Source organism: Bryobacter aggregatus MPL3, assembly GCF_000702445.1.
GTDB classification, from domain to species: domain Bacteria; phylum Acidobacteriota; class Terriglobia; order Bryobacterales; family Bryobacteraceae; genus Bryobacter; species Bryobacter aggregatus.
Genome location: NZ_JNIF01000003.1, coordinates 1,886,021 through 1,900,925 on the forward strand (window position 1 = coordinate 1,886,021; position 14,905 = coordinate 1,900,925).

Here is a 14,905-nt window from a genome sequence, read left to right on the forward strand (position 1 = left end):
CTGTTTCAACAGGTTGAATCGGAGGCTGTAGGTGTCAGTTCTCAATCGCAGAAATTTTGCCAAGGCGAGCGCGATGACCGCGCTGAGTTATTCGCAAATCCAGGGCGCGAATGATCGCGTGATGCTGGGCTATATCGGGGTCGGCAATCGTGGCGATCAGGTACACGATGGGTTCCTCGAATATGGCGATGCCCGCACGGCGGCGCTGTGCGATCTCAAAAGTTCCTACATGGATCTGGCTGAGAAGAAGGCGAAGGATCGAGGTCACGACACCCCCAAGCGCCATGCGGACTGGCGCAAGCTGATCGAGGATAAGACGCTTGATGCGGTGGTGATCGCCACCCCAGACCATTGGCATGCGCTCCAGATGATCGAAGCCTGCAACGCGGGCAAGGACGTTTACTGCGAAAAACCCTTGAGCCTCACCGTCTATGAAGGCCGCAAGATGGTGGAAGCCGCCGAGCGCAACAAGCGCGTGGTGCAGGTTGGCATTCATCGGCGCAGTGCGAAGTTTTTACAGGAAGCCGCTGCCTATGTGCAGTCTGGCGAGCTGGGTACGATTACCCTCGCCCAAGGCTGGCATCTGACCAATGAGTGGCCGACAGGCCTGGGCGCGGCGCCGGAAGGCCCGCCCCCGAGTGAAGCGGAATGGGAAGCCTGGCTTGGGCCCGCTCCCAAGGTGCCCTACAACCGGAACCGCATGTATTACAACTTCCGCTGGTTTTACAACTATTCCGGCGGGCAGGTGACGAACTTCGGCGTGCATTACGTCGACATGCTGCGCTGGTGTCTGGGTAAGGATGCGCCGAAGGCGGTGACGGTGATGGGCGGCAACTATGCGATCAAGGACAATCGCGAGATTCCCGATACGCTCCAAGCCACCTGGGACTATGACGGCGTCATGATGGTGTTCACGCAGATCAATGCGAATGCCGCCCCCGGCAATGCGCAGAAGACGGAGATGATGATTCGCGGCACCAAGGGCACCATGTACTTGAATCTGGACCGTTGGGAAGTGGTGCCGGAGGGAGTGACCGATCTGCCCCTGCCACAACGCACGCCAGTGGACCGCACCAGCGAGAAGTCGTATCATCCGTCGCGCAAGCCGGTGATTGAAGCACGTAAGATGACCGGTTACCCCACGGCCCAGCCGCACGCGCGCAATTTTCTTGATTGCATGAAGTCACGCGCCAAGTGCAACTGCGATGTCCTGACAGGACACTTGTCCACTTCGGCGACTCTGATCGCAAATATCTCGTATCACACCAAGAGCTATCTGGAATGGGATAGCAAGGCGGAGCGCTTTTCAAACAACGCTGCTGCGAACCGCATGTTGAGCTACAAATACCGAGCCCCTTATCATCTGCCATGAACCGTCGTACTTTCCTCACCACCACCACCGCCGCGCTGCATCTGGATGCGCAGGCTCCTCCTTCCGCGCGCCCCTCGCTGTGCCTGTTTTCGAAGCATGCCGGAAAGCTCGATTACAAAGATCTGGCCAAGTTCTCGAAGCAAACTGGCTTTGATGGTGTCGATCTGACCGTGCGCCCCGGGGGGCATGTATTGCCCGAGAAGGTAACGGACGATCTGCCTGTGGCGGTCGCGATTCTCGAGAGTAGCGGCCTGAAGGTGCCGATGATTACCACCGGACTAACCAACCCGAAGGCCCCGGAGACAAGCGCTACGCTCCGCAAGGCGGGCGAACTAAAGATTCCATTCTGGAAGCCGGGCTATTTCCGCTATGAGACAAGCCGGGAGGGTGTTGTCGACATCGATCGCAAGCTGGCCGAGGTGCAGATTGCTCTCGGTGGTTTTGCGCTCCTGTCCCGGATTCATAATATCTGCGCTGGTTTTCATAACCATTCCGGCAGCTATGTCGGCGCGCCGGTTTGGGACACCTGGAACCTGATCTCCCTGCTGGACGCGAACCATATTGGTTTCTATTTCGATGCGGCCCATGCCACCGCAGAGGGGGGCGAATGGACCTGGCATAGCTCTCTTGAAATCGCCCTCAAGCGCATGAAGATGCTGGCGGTGAAGGATTTCTATTGGGAAAAGGACAAGGGGAAGTGGAAGATGCGCTGGTGTCCGCTCGGCCAGGGAATGGTGGATTGGCCGAAGGTGATGAGCCGTCTGGCGCTCGCCAAATTCAATGGCCCGGTGACGCTCCACGTCGAGTATGAGACGCCAAACGAGCTGAAGGCGGTGGCGGATGATTTTGCGGTGATGAAGAAGCTGGTGGACGACGCCTACGGCAAAGCCTAGCGGCGTTGTTGCTGGTCCAGACGGCAGGTGCAGCAATCGGTGCAGCGGCGGCAGCGCTCGCAAAGATGAAGCGCACAGACATCGCGTGTGCAGTTGGCGCAGATCTGTGTGGAGGGCTCTTTGCAGATGTAGCAACTGAAGATGAACTTGGGCGGCGGGGGAAGTGGGGTGGGGGTCATTTTTTCGTGGCCGGCCTGGATGCAGGCGGTCGATTGCTCCCGGGGAGATTGGCCTCCGTACGGCAACGCTGCGCTTCTCGCGCTAGAATTTCGAGCTGCCGGTCGCGTTCGGCGGCAAGGTCGATCATGTAGCGCCGGAAGTGATCGCGCGCCGGTGTGCTCTCGAAGATCTTCGCTTCCACCTGATCGGCGCTTGCCGAAGGTTCGTATCGCCGAACTGCCTCCAGCACCATGCGTTGGGTTTGATCGAGCGAATCGAAGCGGAGAAAGACTTCGAGGGCGACGGCCAGTTTTTCGGGAGTCTGGCGCAGATCCCCGATCGCCGCCAGGACAGAGTGCAGTTGCCGCTTCAGCGAATCGAGCTGAGAAAAATAAGCCTCAGCCGCTCCGGAGGCACGCCACTGATTCAAGTTCAGCCGATCGAGTTCGGGCAGAATCGCGTTGAGTTTTGCCTTCAGATCGTCCAGTTGTCTACGGGCTTCCCACTCGGGAGCCAAGCCCTGTCCTTCCGGTACCGCTTGTGCCGCAGAAAGCGAAGGGGACAACAAGAGACTGGGGGCAGGAGCCAGAATGAAACTACGCCGGCGCATTACACTCCAGGAGGTGGCGGAGGGGCAGAAGGTGGTGGTGGCGGGGCGCCCGTATCGCCGGGCAAGCCACCCGGAACGCTGGACGGACCAGCACCCGGTCCCGCTGCTCCACCGACATGGGGCTGGGTAATCCAGATGTCCTGCATCATACGGAGCACTTTCAGGAGTACCTGGCCACGATCAAAGCTCTTGTCGGCGATCGGCTGGTTCTTATACACCCGCAGATAGTCGCCACCATTCAGAATTTTGGCAGAGCTAAAAGGCATCAGCGCATGTTGCACGGCCACTTGACCTTCCTCCACCAGCACCAGCGTTTCATCGCCGTCTTCCACGGTGACATCGAAGGTGGTGCCGCGGACGGAGATCACCGCCGAGGGCGTCTGGATCCGATTGGGGTTGGGCTTGCCATTCAGCTTCTCAATATGAACCTTGACGCGGCCGATCCAAAGATCGAGCAATTCACGCAGGTTGCCCTGGTTGCTGCGGAAGGTCGCTCGCGAACCCGGAAAAATTTCAAATACGCTGCCATCCGGAACCTGGATCTTGGCATAGCCATCAAAACCGGTGATGATCTCCTGCTTCGGGTTGATGGTGTCCCCGACATTGATCGCCCAGGGGATTTCGTCTCGAAGCACCTGAACCTGGCCCTGCACGTGCAGTACTTTGCCCGTGGAACCGGGAGCGATCGGCAACATCTGTGCAGAAGACACGACGCCGCAAACGAGGGTCAGAGCCACCGTCCACAGAGCGGATTGTAATCCAGTACGCAGCACTACTTAGTTTCCAATGCTAACACCAAAATTGCAGAGCAATTCAACATCCTTAACGTGCTTCAGAGAAACCTGGGCGGAATTGCCCCGTCTTATCAACAGTTCGGCAGAAGACTGTCCGATATTCAGTCAAAATAGGTGGCTACAATAGATTTGGCGATGTGTCAGATGGACACAACAATGCGAGTAATATTTGCCACAGTCGGGCTTTGCCTTTTCAGTGCGTCGCTGGACGCTCAGACAGCGCAGGACTTTGAGTTCCGGTTGAGCTGGCGCCCGATCGGCACCACTGTTGTATATAACGGTCGCGCAGGTCTCTCCGGCTCGCCGGTGGAGGGCGTGTGGTTCTCCCCTGACGGCAACTCGTTGGAAGTGCAGCTGAGCAAGAACCGCCTGTTTCAAACCGTGGATTTCGAGACCTGGTCCCCGGCCGCGAAAGCAGGCTTGCGAGTGGCTCCAAGCGTTCCGATTGTCGATAGCTTGCCCGAGCCCTCGGCGAACGCGGTGTCTGCTCCCGGCAATCCCTATCGTGTTTTTGCCTATGGACGGTTTCTCTGGCGCAGTGACGACTCTGGCAGGCATTGGACGAATCTGATTGCGCGTGGAGAGCTCCGGCTGATTGGCGAGAATATCCGTGCGGTGTCGGTTGCGCCGAATGATCCGGATCGCCTGGCTGCCGTGAGCGATGAAGGTGTGTGGTTGAGTTCCGACGGTGGACAGAGCTGGACGAGCCTCAATCCCGGGCTGCCGAACCTGCAACTGCGGAAGCTCCTGGCGACTCCGCGTGGGGGCCGCGGATTGATTGCCGAGTGGCGGGAGGGACAGACCGTCGAATGGCTTCCGGGTGTTAAGGGCATGTGGGCGGCGGAAGCGGCGGCCTCGCCAACCCGGGACACGCTGCGCTGGACAGATGCGTTGAAGCCGGAAATCAGTCTTGTTGTAAAGCCGGGCGAGCGCGCGCGGATTCTGCGTACGCTGGACGGAGGAAGGCGATGGGACGATTTAACCAGCGACCTGGCCGCGAATCAGATTTTCGGGGTGGCGGCGGATCGAGGGAGTGGCGCGATCTATCTGGCGACAGAACGCGGCGTCTACTACACCTTGAACAATCTCGAAATCGCAGCAAACCCGACGAGTTGGATCCGGCTGGGCGGCAATCTTCCGAAAGATCCGGCGCTTGATGTACTTCTCGATGAGGGAGCTAATTTCCTCTATACCTCGCTTGCTGGCAATGGCGTTTTTCTGACCTATGCTCCTCACCGCCGCCGGAACCCCCTGTTGATTAGTGCGGCCAATCTGGAATCGCGAACTGCTTCTCCCGGAGCGCTGATGTCGTTGGTGGGAATGAAGCTGACACAGGCGCAGATTGCCGGCAAAGCGTTGCCCATTCTTTCTGCCACCACCGATGAGACGCAGGTCCAGATTCCTTATGACACCGCGGTTCCATCAGCGACCCTCGATTTGAGCAATGGCAACGGCGCCCTGCGCCTCGATCTCGATCTGACGGAGACGGCGCCGGTGATCTTTACCGATCGCGATGGAGCGCCGCTGGTGCTGGATGCGGAGACTGGGGAACTGATCGATCCTTCCACTCCGCTGCGTGCCGGGATGCGGGTGCAGATTCTGCTTTCTGGTTTGGGACGGGTAGAACCCGAGTGGCCCGCCGGTGTGGCAGCTCCGTCCTCGAATCCGCCCCGTGTTGTCGCTCCGGTGCGGGTCTGGCTCGATGGCAAGACGTTGGAGGTTTCAAAAGCCGAGTTGGCGAGCGGCTATGTTGGCTTTTATGCGGTGGAGACGCGCCTGCCTCCCGTCCTTGACAATACAGTACTGCCGCTGACAGTTGAGGCGGGCGGGCGAAGCTCGAACACGATTCTGATCCGGACTGCTTTCGAGTAGCCGGCAGCTTCGGCACCCGCATGTTAAACTCTAATTTCCCCCCGTAGGATTTCCTAGTGGATAAAGCACTTCAAAACGTCATCAAGCACGACCAGTTTGTAGAAACGGTCGGCGAGGCTTCCGAGTTCGTCTCGGGCCATAAGAAACAATTCGTCGTCTACATCGTGATTGCCGCAGTAGTTGCCGTGCTCGGTTATGGCGGATGGTCGTACATGCAAGGCAAGAAAACAGCGCGGCAACTTGCACTCGGGGAAGCCATGGGTGTTGCACAGGCGACCACCAGCCGCAGTGCTGCCGATGAGAAGAAAGTCGTGGATGCCTTCACGAAGGTGTCCACCGAGTACGCCGGTTCTCATGAAGGCAACCTTGCTCTGTACATGCTGGCGATGATCGACCTCGAGCGTGGCGATACTGCCGCAGGCGAGAAAAAGCTGAAGGACGTCATGGGTGGGGACAAGGAAGCTGCCTCTCTTGCCAAGTACACCCAGGCGGAGATCTACCAGGGCCAAGGCAAGACTGCGGAAGCCGAAGCGTTGTTGCGCGACCTGATGGCCAGCCCAACGCATCTGATGCCGAAAGAACAGGCCATTCTCCAGTTGGCTCGTTATATTGCAAAGACGAAGCCGGAAGAAGCCCGCAAGTTGCTGGAACCGTTGCGCACCGCCCGTGCGCCGATCAGCACTCCAGCGATTGAAGTGCTCGGCACTCTGCCCCCTGCAGTTGGCACCCCGACCAAGAAGTAAAGCGGCACGGCAATGATCCGTACTGCTGCTCTAGCCCACCTGAAGTTCCCGGTGGAACGGAGCATGGGCCGACGCTATCCGGAGTCGCTCCCTTCCTTTCGAAATGACTTTCAGCGCGACCGTGACCGAATCGTTCACTCTCGCGCTTTTCGTCGTTTAGAGGCCAAGACGCAGGTCTTCCCGGCAGGGATCTCTGATCACTTCCGCAACCGTCTGACCCATACTCTCGAGGTGGCGCAACTGGCGCGCACGGCGGCCCGGGTGCTTGGTCTGGATGAAGACTTTACCGAAGCCTTGGCCCTGGCGCATGACATCGGCCATCCGCCCTTTGCCCATTCCGGCGAAGAAGCACTCAACGAGGCGCTGAAGCCCTTTGGCGAGCGCTTTGAGCACAATCTCCACGCGTTACGGATCGTCGAATCCTACGAGCATCGCTATGCGATGTATCCGGGTTTGAATCTCAGCTTTGAGGTGCGCGAAGGCATTGTCAAACACTCGCGCGACCTGCCTGCCGGTTACACGGGCCCTCTCGAGGAATATCTCCCTGGCTTGCGGCCACCGCTCGAAGCGCAATTGATCGATCTGGTGGATGAGATCGCCTACAACACGGCGGATGTCGACGATGCACAGGAAGCGGGCTTCTTCCGGCTGCAGGAACTGGGCGCCGCAGTCCCCTTTGCGGGGGAACTGCTGGAAGAAATCGAAATGCAGTTTCCGGCTGCTGAGGAACGCATCCAATTGCATGAGATGCAGCGCCGCCTCATCGATCACTTGATGCGGGGATTGATGGAAGGCACCATTGTTGCCACCGAGGCGAGCGGTGTGCGGACGATCGAGGAGATCCGGCAACATCCATCACGCCTGGTGCGCTTCACTCCGCAATCTGCGGACACCTCGGCTGCGCTCAAGCGCTTTCTTCATGCACGGGTCTATCACACCGAGAGTCTGCGGGAGGAGCGCCGCCAATCCATGAGGGCAATCGGGCAACTCTTTGCCTATCTTCTCGCGCATCCCGAGCATCTCCCTGCTGGAGAAGGCCGCTTAGAGCGGCGCATCTCCGATTACATCGCTTCGATGACAGACAGCTATTTCCGCCGCGTCTACCAGGAGCGGGCGGCAGACTTTACTCCGTCGTTACGCTCGTAACCTCAGCGGCGCGCACGCCATAAATCTTCTCGATGGAGCGCGTGATCTCACGGCTGAGCCGTTCGGCCGATACATCGCCTTCTTCTTCCTCGATCACGAGAACCTTCACATAGAAATTCCACTTCTTCCGCATACCTCTTCAGGTTAGACCACGCGCTTTGCTAAACTAGCAGAGGTCAGTTAAAAAGCGCAGGAGTGGCGGAACTGGCAGACGCACGGGACTCAAAATCCCGCATCCTTCACTGGATATGTGGGTTCGACCCCCACCTCCTGTACCATAGACCTTCCTTTCTTCCCCTGGATTCGATACCATCCAGCCTCAGGGGATTCTCCTTTCATGAACATTCGACTTGCGGTTGTGGGCACTCTGCTCGCCGGTTTGACGATTTTCTTTTGGGGCGCGATTTCGCACATGGTGATTCCGGATCCGCTGACCACATTGCCCGATCCGAAAGCCGTTACGGATTTTGTGGACAAGAATGCGCCAGCCAATGGCGCCTACATGGATCCACGAGGTGTGATGGTGATCGTGGGACTGCTTCCGGACCGATCGGATCAAACCCAGCAAATGGGGCCGCTGCTTGGGGTCGAGTTCCTGACAAATCTCGTCCAGGCCTTTCTACTTCTCCTGGTCTTGCTGCGCCTGCCGGCGCGGAACACCTTGCAGTATGGCTGGTATGCGATGCTGATTGGCTTGCTGGCCTGGGTGTCGATCGAAGTCTCCTACTGGAACTGGTATCACTTTTCCCCCAAGTTGATCCTGATGGGCTTTCTTGATGCGACCATTGGCTTCTGGCTTGCTGGTCTGGTCTTGGGCTGGCTGATTCGCAGGAACCACGCTCATGTTTAATCGCCGCGACTTTCTCCTCACCTCGATTGCTTTCCCCAAAGCACCGTCTCGCAAGCAACTGCTGGCGGACTGGATTGAGATTCTCGGGAAGGTCGAACCCAATGCGGTGGATCGCCGCCACTTCCATCGGAAGATGCAGGCGCGGCTGATGGAGGCAAGCGATGCACCTGGCTATACCCGCCAGCATCTGGAGTTACCGCTCGAGGTGGATTTCTACCAACCAAGTCTATTGCTGACTCCGAAGAATATCGCGAAAGGCGAGCGCCGTCCTGCGGTCATTGCCTGGACTTCCACCAGCCCGGATTGGCGGCAGCCAGAGAAGAACTGGGGTGCCTGGCTGGCTTCCAAGGGTTTCATCGTTCTCACCGGCTGGGCGCACATTCGCAACTATCGCGATGGCGCCAGTTACAAAAATGGCGTCAGCGAGAAAGTCTATGAGCGCTTTGGCCGCTGGTCGGGGCTTGGGCGCATGGTCTGGGACGTCCGCCAGCAGGCCCAGTGGCTCGCGCAGCAACAGAACATCGATTCAAAGCGTATTGGCTTTATAGGCAGCTCGCTGAGTGCAAAGACTGCACTCTACGCCGCTGCCTTTGCTCCTGAAGTTGCTGCTGCCGTCTCCATCGATCCCTATGTGCCTCTTTACGGCACAACCAATTACCATGCACCCTGGTACATGGATTGGGATCGTAAGTTTGATGAGATCCGCACACCGGAGCACACGGTCCGCAGTCTGCTTGCGGGACGCACCGGCAGGAGGCACGATCACGACGAGATTCTTGCTCTCGCTGCACCGAAACCGCTGCTGATCATTGGTGGCAATGGTGGAGCCGATTCCGACAAAGCCGCAACCACGCAGCCCCTGGTGGATCAGGCGCGCCAGTCCTACGCAAAGCTCGGCAAGGCAGACAACCTACAACTCCGCATCACGGATTCGGGGCATGTCGCCAGCTCGCCACTCTTTGATTCGTTCTGGCAGGAATTCTTCCTGCAACACCTCGCGCGCCGCTAGGCCTTCGGGTGCGATTGCTGGTAGACGCGTTCCAAATCCTCGATGGCAACCTTTGTGTACATCTGCGTCGTTGAGAGCTGCGAATGGCCGAGTAGTTCCTGGATGGCCCGCAGGTCGGCGCCGGCATTGAGCAGATGGGTTGCGAAGCTATGCCGGAACTCGTGCGGGTGGACGCTCGGGTCGCCGAGTAGCATCATCGCGTAAAATTTTGTGATCTGGTGGACAGCGCGCGTGCTCATCCGCCGGCCTTTGTAGTTGAGAAAGACTGCGGTTTCGCCAACTGCAGGCACACGTTCTTCAAGATAGGCCATCAGGGCCTGCGCGCCAGTGACGCCGAGCGGGGTCATCCGCTCCTTGCTGCCCTTGCCCAGCACCCGCAGCCAACGTTCGTTGAGATCAACGTCTTCCATGCTCAGTCCGGTCAGTTCGCTCACACGCAGACCACTCCCATAGAGCACTTCGAAGATCGCCCGGTCCCGCACAGGGAAGGGGCGCTTCAACTCGGTCTTTCCGATGTTGTCGACCAGATAATTGACCGCATCCGGCTCGAGCACCTTTGGGATCTTGCGCGGCGCTTTGGGCAGCCGGAGATACTTCGCAGGATTCTTGGTCGTAATGCCGTGGGCGTGGCAGTGGTGGAAGAAACTGCGTAGCGAACTCACCTTGCGGCGGATTGAAATCGCCGATAGCTTGCGATCATAAAGCGCCGCCATCCATTCGCGGAGTTCGTTTACGCCCAGAGCTGCCGGGGCCGGAACCTCGGCGCCGGGCGGCGAGAAGAACTCGACAAGCTGCTCGAGATCGATCGCGTAATTGCGCAAGGTATGCGCGCTGGCTGATAGGCGCGAGCGGTCTTCGAGAAAGGCGAGCACCGCATCGCGGAGCGGCCCGGGAGGGAAATGCGCGAAGCGCTCAGACGGAGACGCTGAGATACTCATCGAACTTCTCGAGAGCCCGGCGGCATACCTCGGCATGCCGCGCCTTCTTGTCTTTGCGCAGACGCTTGGCGGTCTGCTCGTCGAGCTTGGGCAGCAGATCGAAGGTGATGTTCGCCGGTTGGTAGTGCTTCGGGTCGGCGCCGGAAATATAGGCACAAAGGCTGCCAATGGCAGATTCGCGGGGCATCGGCCGTGGATCGAGAACAAACTGCGCCGCCGCAAAGCCGGTGGCGATGCTTTCGACATAGCCTTCGACGCCCGAGATCTGCCCGGCAAAGGAGATGCGCGGGTCGCTTTTCAACTGCAGCATGTCGTTCAGCAATTCCGGCCCGTTCACATAGGTGTTGCGGTGGATCTGGCCGTAGCGCAGGAACTCTGCATTCTCGAGGCCCGGAATCAGCCGGAAGATGCGCTTCTGTTCGCCAAAGCGCAGATGGTTTTGGAAGCCGACCAGGTTGTAGCTGTCGCTGCGACAGTTTTCCTTGCGCAGTTGGACGATCGCATAGGCCCAGCGGCCAGTGCGCGGATCGTCCAGCCCGGTGGGCTTCATCGGACCAAAGCGCAGCGTCTCGCGGCCCCGGCGGGCAAGTTCTTCCACTGGCAGGCAGGCCTCAAAGAAGGGCGTCTTCGGGTTGTCTTCTTCGATGTGGAAGGGCACGCTTTCCCCGGCCAGCAACTCGTCGACAAATCGCTCGTACTCTTCCTGGTTCAGTGGGCAATTCAGATAGTCGTCGGTCCCGTCGATACTCTTGCCCCAGCGCGAGGCGGCAAAGGCAATGTCGGTGTTGATGCTGTCCGCTTCGACAATCGGGCTGATGCTGTCGTAGAAGAAGAGGCGTCCCGAACCGCCCAGTTCGCTGATCGAGGCGGCGAGGGCATTACTGGTGAGAGGGCCGGAGGCAATGATGACCGTGCCTTCCGACGGAATCCTCTGGATCTCCTCGCGTACGACGGTGATCTTCGGTTCGGCCTCGATGCGCTTGGACACCTCGCGGGCAAACTCGACGCGGTCGACGGTGAGCGCATGCCCGGCGGGCACTCGCGTTTCCTTGGCGATGTCGAGCAGCAGGCTGCCACCCCGGCGCAGTTCCTGTTTCAACAACCAGGGCGCAGAATTCTCGCTCTCGCTCTTCAGCGAGTTGCTGCAAACCAACTCGGCCATGTCGGCGGTCTTGTGCGCGGGCGTTGTCGCGAGTGGCCGCATTTCGTAAAGCGTCACCTCGACGCCACGGCGCGCCAGTTGCCAAGCTGCTTCAGTACCGGCGAGACCCGCCCCGATGACGACTACTTTTTGCACAGAACCCCTTGTTTTATTGCTTTCCACGCGACTGCTTCCATTCTAGCAAGTGATAAAATCCCACCATGCCAGCCAGTAGACGTGAGCTTCTGAAGTGGAGCGCCGCTTTTTCGGCTGCTTCTTATTCGCGCATTCTCGGCGCCAACGACAAGATCAACCTCGGTCTCATCGGCGCCGGGGGGCGCGGGACCTATGTCACGAAGGTTTTCAACGACACCAAGCAGGTGAATGTTGCTGCGGTCGCCGAGGTCTGGGGCGAACGTCTCGACAAGACGCTCACCACCTATCCGGGCGCAAAGGGCTTCAACGACCATCGCAAGCTGCTCGAAACCAAGACGCTCGACGCCGTGCTGATCGCGACTCCCGACCATTGGCACGCCGGCTGCGCGATCGACGCTCTGAACGCCGGCAAAGACGTCTATGTCGAGAAACCCCTGACGCTGAAGATCGAGGAAGGCCCGCCGATCGTCAAGGCCGCACGGGTCAACAATCGCATCTGCCAGGTGGGCATGCAGCAGCGTTCCGGCAGCCACTATTTGCAGGCGAAGAAGGACTATATCGATTCCGGCAAGCTCGGCAAGATTACGCTTGCCCGCACCTGGTGGCATGGCAATGGGGCGCATCTGCAGAAGGCCCCGGCCAGCCTCGATCGACAGCCGACAAATCTCGATTGGGCTCGCTTCCTCGGTCCGGTAAAGTGGCGCGATTGGGATCCGCAGCAGTATTACAACTTCCGCGCCTATCTTGACTTCGGCGGCGGTCAGGTGACCGATCTGTTTACGCACTGGATCGACGTCGTGCACATGTTCATGGAGCAGGACGACCCGATCAGCGCCGTTGCCGCCGGTGGGGTCTATCACTACAACGATGGCCGCACGGCGCCGGACACGATTTCCGTGCTGCTTGAGTATCCAAAGAAATGGACCGCTACCTTTGAAGCGACCCTCGCCCCCGGCATCAAAGGCGCGGCGGTCGAGATGTGTGGCACCGATGGGCGTCTCTACATCACGCGCGCCGAATCGCAGTTCTGGCCGAATGAGAAGAACCCGCAACCGATCATCACCAAGAGCCCCGGCGATCAGACCGTTGAGCATGTCCAGAACTTTCTCGATTGCATGCGCTCGCGCAAGCGTCCGAACGGCGATGTCTTAATCGGCCATCGTTCGGCGCAGGCCAGCCATCTCGGCAACATCGCCTATGTCCAGCAGCGGCGTCTGAAGTTTGACCCGCAGCGCGAAGAGATTCTGCCGCTCTAGGAGCTTTCCATGGAAGTCTGGCTCCGCCAATTGCCGGTAAAGCTCGACCCGCTGCGCCACCTGCTCTGCTGCACCCTGCAGCAGACGCAGGAAGAGGTGGCGGAGGCTACGCGCGGCCTGAGCGACGAACAGACTTGGCTGCGTCCCTACGGGCTGAGTCCGCTTGGCTTCCATTTGAGTCACATTCCCGGGTCGATCGACCGGCTGCTCACTTATGCCGAAGGTCGCAATCTTGACGAGTTGCAACTCCAGGCCCTCAAGAACGAACTCTCTGCGCAGCATCCATTGGCGGAACTGGTTTCGCGGCTGGATACGGCACTCGCCCAGGCAAGGCTCCGTGTGGAAGCTCTCCACCTGGAAGAGCTGGCAGAGACGCGTTATATCGGGCGTGCGCGGATCGAGGTGCCTCTGGGGACGCTGCTCGCACACATCGCCGAACACACGCAGCGGCATCTGGGGCAAATCACAAGCCTCACCAAGCTATTGCGCCGGCTCTGATAAACTTCCGGATGGTTCCCTGATGAAGCTTGCCCTCTTCTCTCTCCTCACCATGACGATGTCTTTACTCGCAGAATCACCCCAGGTCTTTACGCTCAAGAACAAGGCGGGCATGGAGGTGACCATCACCAATTACGGCGCGATTGTGACCTCAATGCGGGTGCCGGATAAGAACGGCAAACTCGAAGACGTCGTGCTGGGCTTTGACAAGGCCGAAGAGTACATCGCAAAACCGGCCAATCCCTATTTCGGTGCGGTGGTCGGGCGTTATGGCAATCGCATTGCGAAAGGCAAGTTCACGCTCGAGGGCAAGGAGTATCAACTCGCCACCAACAATGGTCCGAACGCGCTGCACGGCGGTCTGCAGGGCTTCAGTAAGCGCTTCTGGAAGCCAGCTCTTTCTGGCAACACGCTCACGCTCGACTACACTAGTGCTGACATGGAAGAAGGCTATCCTGGCGAACTCAAGGTGCGCGTGGTCTATCGCTTGACGGACGACAATGCGCTGCAGATCGACTACACGGCCAACACCAATAAGACAACCGTATTGAATGTCACCAATCACAGCTACTTCAACCTGACAGGACCCTCCGGCAAAGACATCCTCGGCCACATCCTGAAGCTGAATGCCAGCAAGTTCACGCCTGTCGATGCAACTCTGATCCCCACCGGCGAGCTGCGGCCTGTCGCGGGCACGCCCTTTGACTTCCTGAAGCCCACTGCCATTGGTGCTCGCATGGATCAGAAGGAGCAGCAGATCCAGCACGGTGGCGGCTACGATCACAACTTCGTGCTCGACAAGAGCGGCGCTGCGGGGCCGCAGCAGGCAGCGGAAGTGTATGACCCCATTTCAGGCCGCGTGCTGACCGTTTCGACGACGGAGCCGGGTGTGCAGTTCTATACCGGCAACTTCCTGGACGGCACTTTCCAGGGCAAAGGAGGCAAGGCGTATACAAAGCGGATGGCCTTCTGCCTCGAAACCCAGCATTACCCGGACTCGCCGAACCACCCAGCTTTCCCCACCACGACGCTAAAGCCGGGCCAGACCTACAAGTCGACTACGGTGTTTCGCTTTTCGGTGCGGTAGCCCCGCATTTCGCCGTGTTCGGGAGTTGTCACGTATTCCCGTGCAATGGACTAAAGGCATACACCAATCGAGCGGACGGTTGACAAGATTCGTTGCGCGTCTTAATAGCGGAATCGCGTTTTCAACCAATGGGCGGTGTCAGTACAAGTCCAATCGGCACATTTGTAAAGGTACTCACTTCGGAAGACAGTGCTGCGTAGAAGAGAGTTTATCTCGAAGGACTTCCCTGCCGCAAGGCATATCCTCGGAGGTAAAGAAATGTCAAGGGCAGAGGTCAAAACCTCTGCCCTTGTTCTGTTAAGCCTTCTTTTCGCCTGAGTTTCAGTTCCACAGGTTGGTGTCCGCAGAAGTACAGCGCCCTGATTCCGAATCGGCGGGGCG

15 protein-coding genes and 1 tRNA gene are annotated in these 14,905 nt (G+C 58.8%); 11 read left to right on the forward strand and 5 right to left on the reverse strand.

Features of this window, described 5'->3' with window-relative positions:
* Positions 1-31 precede the first annotated feature (31 nt).
* Positions 32-1,372 carry a Gfo/Idh/MocA family protein gene (locus tag M017_RS0108940; RefSeq protein WP_080507593.1) on the forward strand — a complete coding sequence of 447 codons (1,341 nt, stop codon included), beginning with the start codon at positions 32-34 and terminating at the stop codon, positions 1,370-1,372.
* Entirely contained in the window at positions 1,369-2,265 is an 897-nt protein-coding gene (locus tag M017_RS0108945) for a sugar phosphate isomerase/epimerase family protein (protein WP_031497476.1), read from the forward strand. Before M017_RS0108940 ends, M017_RS0108945 begins: the two co-directional genes overlap by 4 nt.
* Positions 2,266-2,440: 175 nt before the next feature.
* Here the strand turns inward: M017_RS0108945 and M017_RS0108950 are convergent, their stop codons facing one another.
* Both M017_RS0108950 and M017_RS0108955 read right to left on the reverse strand, forming a co-directional pair.
* On the reverse strand, positions 2,441-3,034 hold the full coding sequence (locus M017_RS0108950) for a hypothetical protein (RefSeq protein ID WP_031497477.1): 594 nt from the start codon (positions 3,032-3,034) through the stop codon (positions 2,441-2,443).
* The gene (locus M017_RS0108955) at positions 3,034-3,807 is read right to left on the reverse strand and encodes a FecR family protein (protein ID WP_031497479.1); all 774 of its coding nucleotides are present in this window, start codon (positions 3,805-3,807) and stop codon (positions 3,034-3,036) included. The genes M017_RS0108950 and M017_RS0108955 overlap by 1 nt, the downstream gene beginning before the upstream one ends.
* A gap of 177 nt (positions 3,808-3,984) precedes the next feature.
* On the opposite strand from M017_RS0108955, the gene M017_RS0108960 reads away from it, so the two are divergent.
* The 3 genes from M017_RS0108960 to dgt are packed head-to-tail and all read left to right on the forward strand — an operon-like array spanning position 3,985 to position 7,589.
* On the forward strand, positions 3,985-5,700 hold the full coding sequence (locus tag M017_RS0108960) for a hypothetical protein (protein WP_162179869.1): 1,716 nt from the start codon (positions 3,985-3,987) through the stop codon (positions 5,698-5,700).
* A 56-nt stretch (positions 5,701-5,756) separates the two neighbouring features.
* Positions 5,757-6,443: a tetratricopeptide repeat protein gene (locus tag M017_RS0108965; protein ID WP_031497482.1), complete on the forward strand. Its 687-nt coding sequence runs from the start codon at positions 5,757-5,759 to the stop codon at positions 6,441-6,443.
* Positions 6,444-6,455: 12 nt separating this feature from the next.
* The gene (gene dgt, locus M017_RS0108970; RefSeq protein ID WP_051669708.1) at positions 6,456-7,589 is read left to right on the forward strand and encodes a dGTP triphosphohydrolase; all 1,134 of its coding nucleotides are present in this window, start codon (positions 6,456-6,458) and stop codon (positions 7,587-7,589) included.
* Here the strand turns inward: dgt and M017_RS29235 are convergent.
* Positions 7,567-7,722 carry a hypothetical protein gene (locus M017_RS29235; protein ID WP_155121319.1) on the reverse strand — a complete coding sequence of 52 codons (156 nt, stop codon included), beginning with the start codon at positions 7,720-7,722 and terminating at the stop codon, positions 7,567-7,569. The two genes, dgt and M017_RS29235, sit on opposite strands and share 23 nt — an antisense overlap.
* 56 nt (positions 7,723-7,778) lie before the next feature.
* Here M017_RS29235 and M017_RS0108980 point away from each other — a divergent pair.
* The 3 genes from M017_RS0108980 (at position 7,779) to M017_RS0108990 (ending at position 9,448) form a co-directional block, all read left to right on the forward strand.
* Positions 7,779-7,867: transfer RNA gene (locus tag M017_RS0108980), tRNA-Leu, on the forward strand.
* Positions 7,868-7,926: 59 nt separating this feature from the next.
* Entirely contained in the window at positions 7,927-8,439 is a 513-nt protein-coding gene (locus tag M017_RS0108985; RefSeq protein ID WP_031497485.1) for a hypothetical protein, read from the forward strand.
* Positions 8,432-9,448 (forward strand): acyl-CoA thioester hydrolase/BAAT C-terminal domain-containing protein, encoded by a 1,017-nt coding sequence (locus M017_RS0108990; RefSeq protein ID WP_031497486.1) that lies wholly within the window; start codon positions 8,432-8,434, stop codon positions 9,446-9,448. The genes M017_RS0108985 and M017_RS0108990 overlap by 8 nt, the downstream gene beginning before the upstream one ends.
* Here the strand turns inward: M017_RS0108990 and M017_RS0108995 are convergent.
* A complete protein-coding gene (locus M017_RS0108995; RefSeq protein ID WP_080507595.1) occupies positions 9,445-10,386 on the reverse strand; it encodes a tyrosine-type recombinase/integrase in 942 nt (313 codons plus the stop codon). The two genes, M017_RS0108990 and M017_RS0108995, sit on opposite strands and share 4 nt — an antisense overlap.
* Positions 10,361-11,683 (reverse strand): methylenetetrahydrofolate--tRNA-(uracil(54)-C(5))-methyltransferase (FADH(2)-oxidizing) TrmFO, encoded by a 1,323-nt coding sequence (gene trmFO, locus M017_RS0109000; RefSeq protein ID WP_031497490.1) that lies wholly within the window; start codon positions 11,681-11,683, stop codon positions 10,361-10,363. Before trmFO ends, M017_RS0108995 begins: the two co-directional genes overlap by 26 nt.
* Positions 11,684-11,748: 65 nt before the next feature.
* On the opposite strand from trmFO, the gene M017_RS0109005 reads away from it, so the two are divergent.
* Genes M017_RS0109005 through M017_RS0109015 form a run of 3 tightly spaced genes read left to right on the forward strand, consistent with a single transcriptional unit; the run spans position 11,749 to position 14,524 of the window.
* On the forward strand, positions 11,749-12,939 hold the full coding sequence (locus M017_RS0109005) for a Gfo/Idh/MocA family protein (protein ID WP_051669710.1): 1,191 nt from the start codon (positions 11,749-11,751) through the stop codon (positions 12,937-12,939).
* A gap of 9 nt (positions 12,940-12,948) precedes the next feature.
* The gene (locus tag M017_RS0109010; protein WP_031497493.1) at positions 12,949-13,437 is read left to right on the forward strand and encodes a DinB family protein; all 489 of its coding nucleotides are present in this window, start codon (positions 12,949-12,951) and stop codon (positions 13,435-13,437) included.
* 22 nt (positions 13,438-13,459) lie between these two features.
* A complete protein-coding gene (locus tag M017_RS0109015; RefSeq protein ID WP_080507596.1) occupies positions 13,460-14,524 on the forward strand; it encodes an aldose epimerase family protein in 1,065 nt (354 codons plus the stop codon).
* The last annotated feature ends 381 nt before the right edge of the window (positions 14,525-14,905 follow it).

What these genes read in the sequence shown, in the direction of transcription:
- M017_RS0108945 (WP_031497476.1), top strand. Translation starts at nt 1,369, where the DNA reads ATGAACCGTCGTACTTTCCTCACCACCACCACCGCCGCGCTGCATCTG.
- M017_RS0108950 (WP_031497477.1), bottom strand. Translation starts at nt 3,034, where the DNA reads ATGCGCCGGCGTAGTTTCATTCTGGCTCCTGCCCCCAGTCTCTTGTTG.
- M017_RS0108960 (WP_162179869.1), top strand. Translation starts at nt 3,985, where the DNA reads ATGCGAGTAATATTTGCCACAGTCGGGCTTTGCCTTTTCAGTGCGTCG.
- dgt (WP_051669708.1), top strand. Translation starts at nt 6,456, where the DNA reads ATGATCCGTACTGCTGCTCTAGCCCACCTGAAGTTCCCGGTGGAACGG.
- M017_RS29235 (WP_155121319.1), bottom strand. Translation starts at nt 7,722, where the DNA reads ATGCGGAAGAAGTGGAATTTCTATGTGAAGGTTCTCGTGATCGAGGAA.
- M017_RS0108985 (WP_031497485.1), top strand. Translation starts at nt 7,927, where the DNA reads ATGAACATTCGACTTGCGGTTGTGGGCACTCTGCTCGCCGGTTTGACG.
- M017_RS0108990 (WP_031497486.1), top strand. Translation starts at nt 8,432, where the DNA reads ATGTTTAATCGCCGCGACTTTCTCCTCACCTCGATTGCTTTCCCCAAA.
- M017_RS0108995 (WP_080507595.1), bottom strand. Translation starts at nt 10,386, where the DNA reads ATGAGTATCTCAGCGTCTCCGTCTGAGCGCTTCGCGCATTTCCCTCCC.
- M017_RS0109005 (WP_051669710.1), top strand. Translation starts at nt 11,749, where the DNA reads ATGCCAGCCAGTAGACGTGAGCTTCTGAAGTGGAGCGCCGCTTTTTCG.
- M017_RS0109010 (WP_031497493.1), top strand. Translation starts at nt 12,949, where the DNA reads ATGGAAGTCTGGCTCCGCCAATTGCCGGTAAAGCTCGACCCGCTGCGC.
- M017_RS0109015 (WP_080507596.1), top strand. Translation starts at nt 13,460, where the DNA reads ATGAAGCTTGCCCTCTTCTCTCTCCTCACCATGACGATGTCTTTACTC.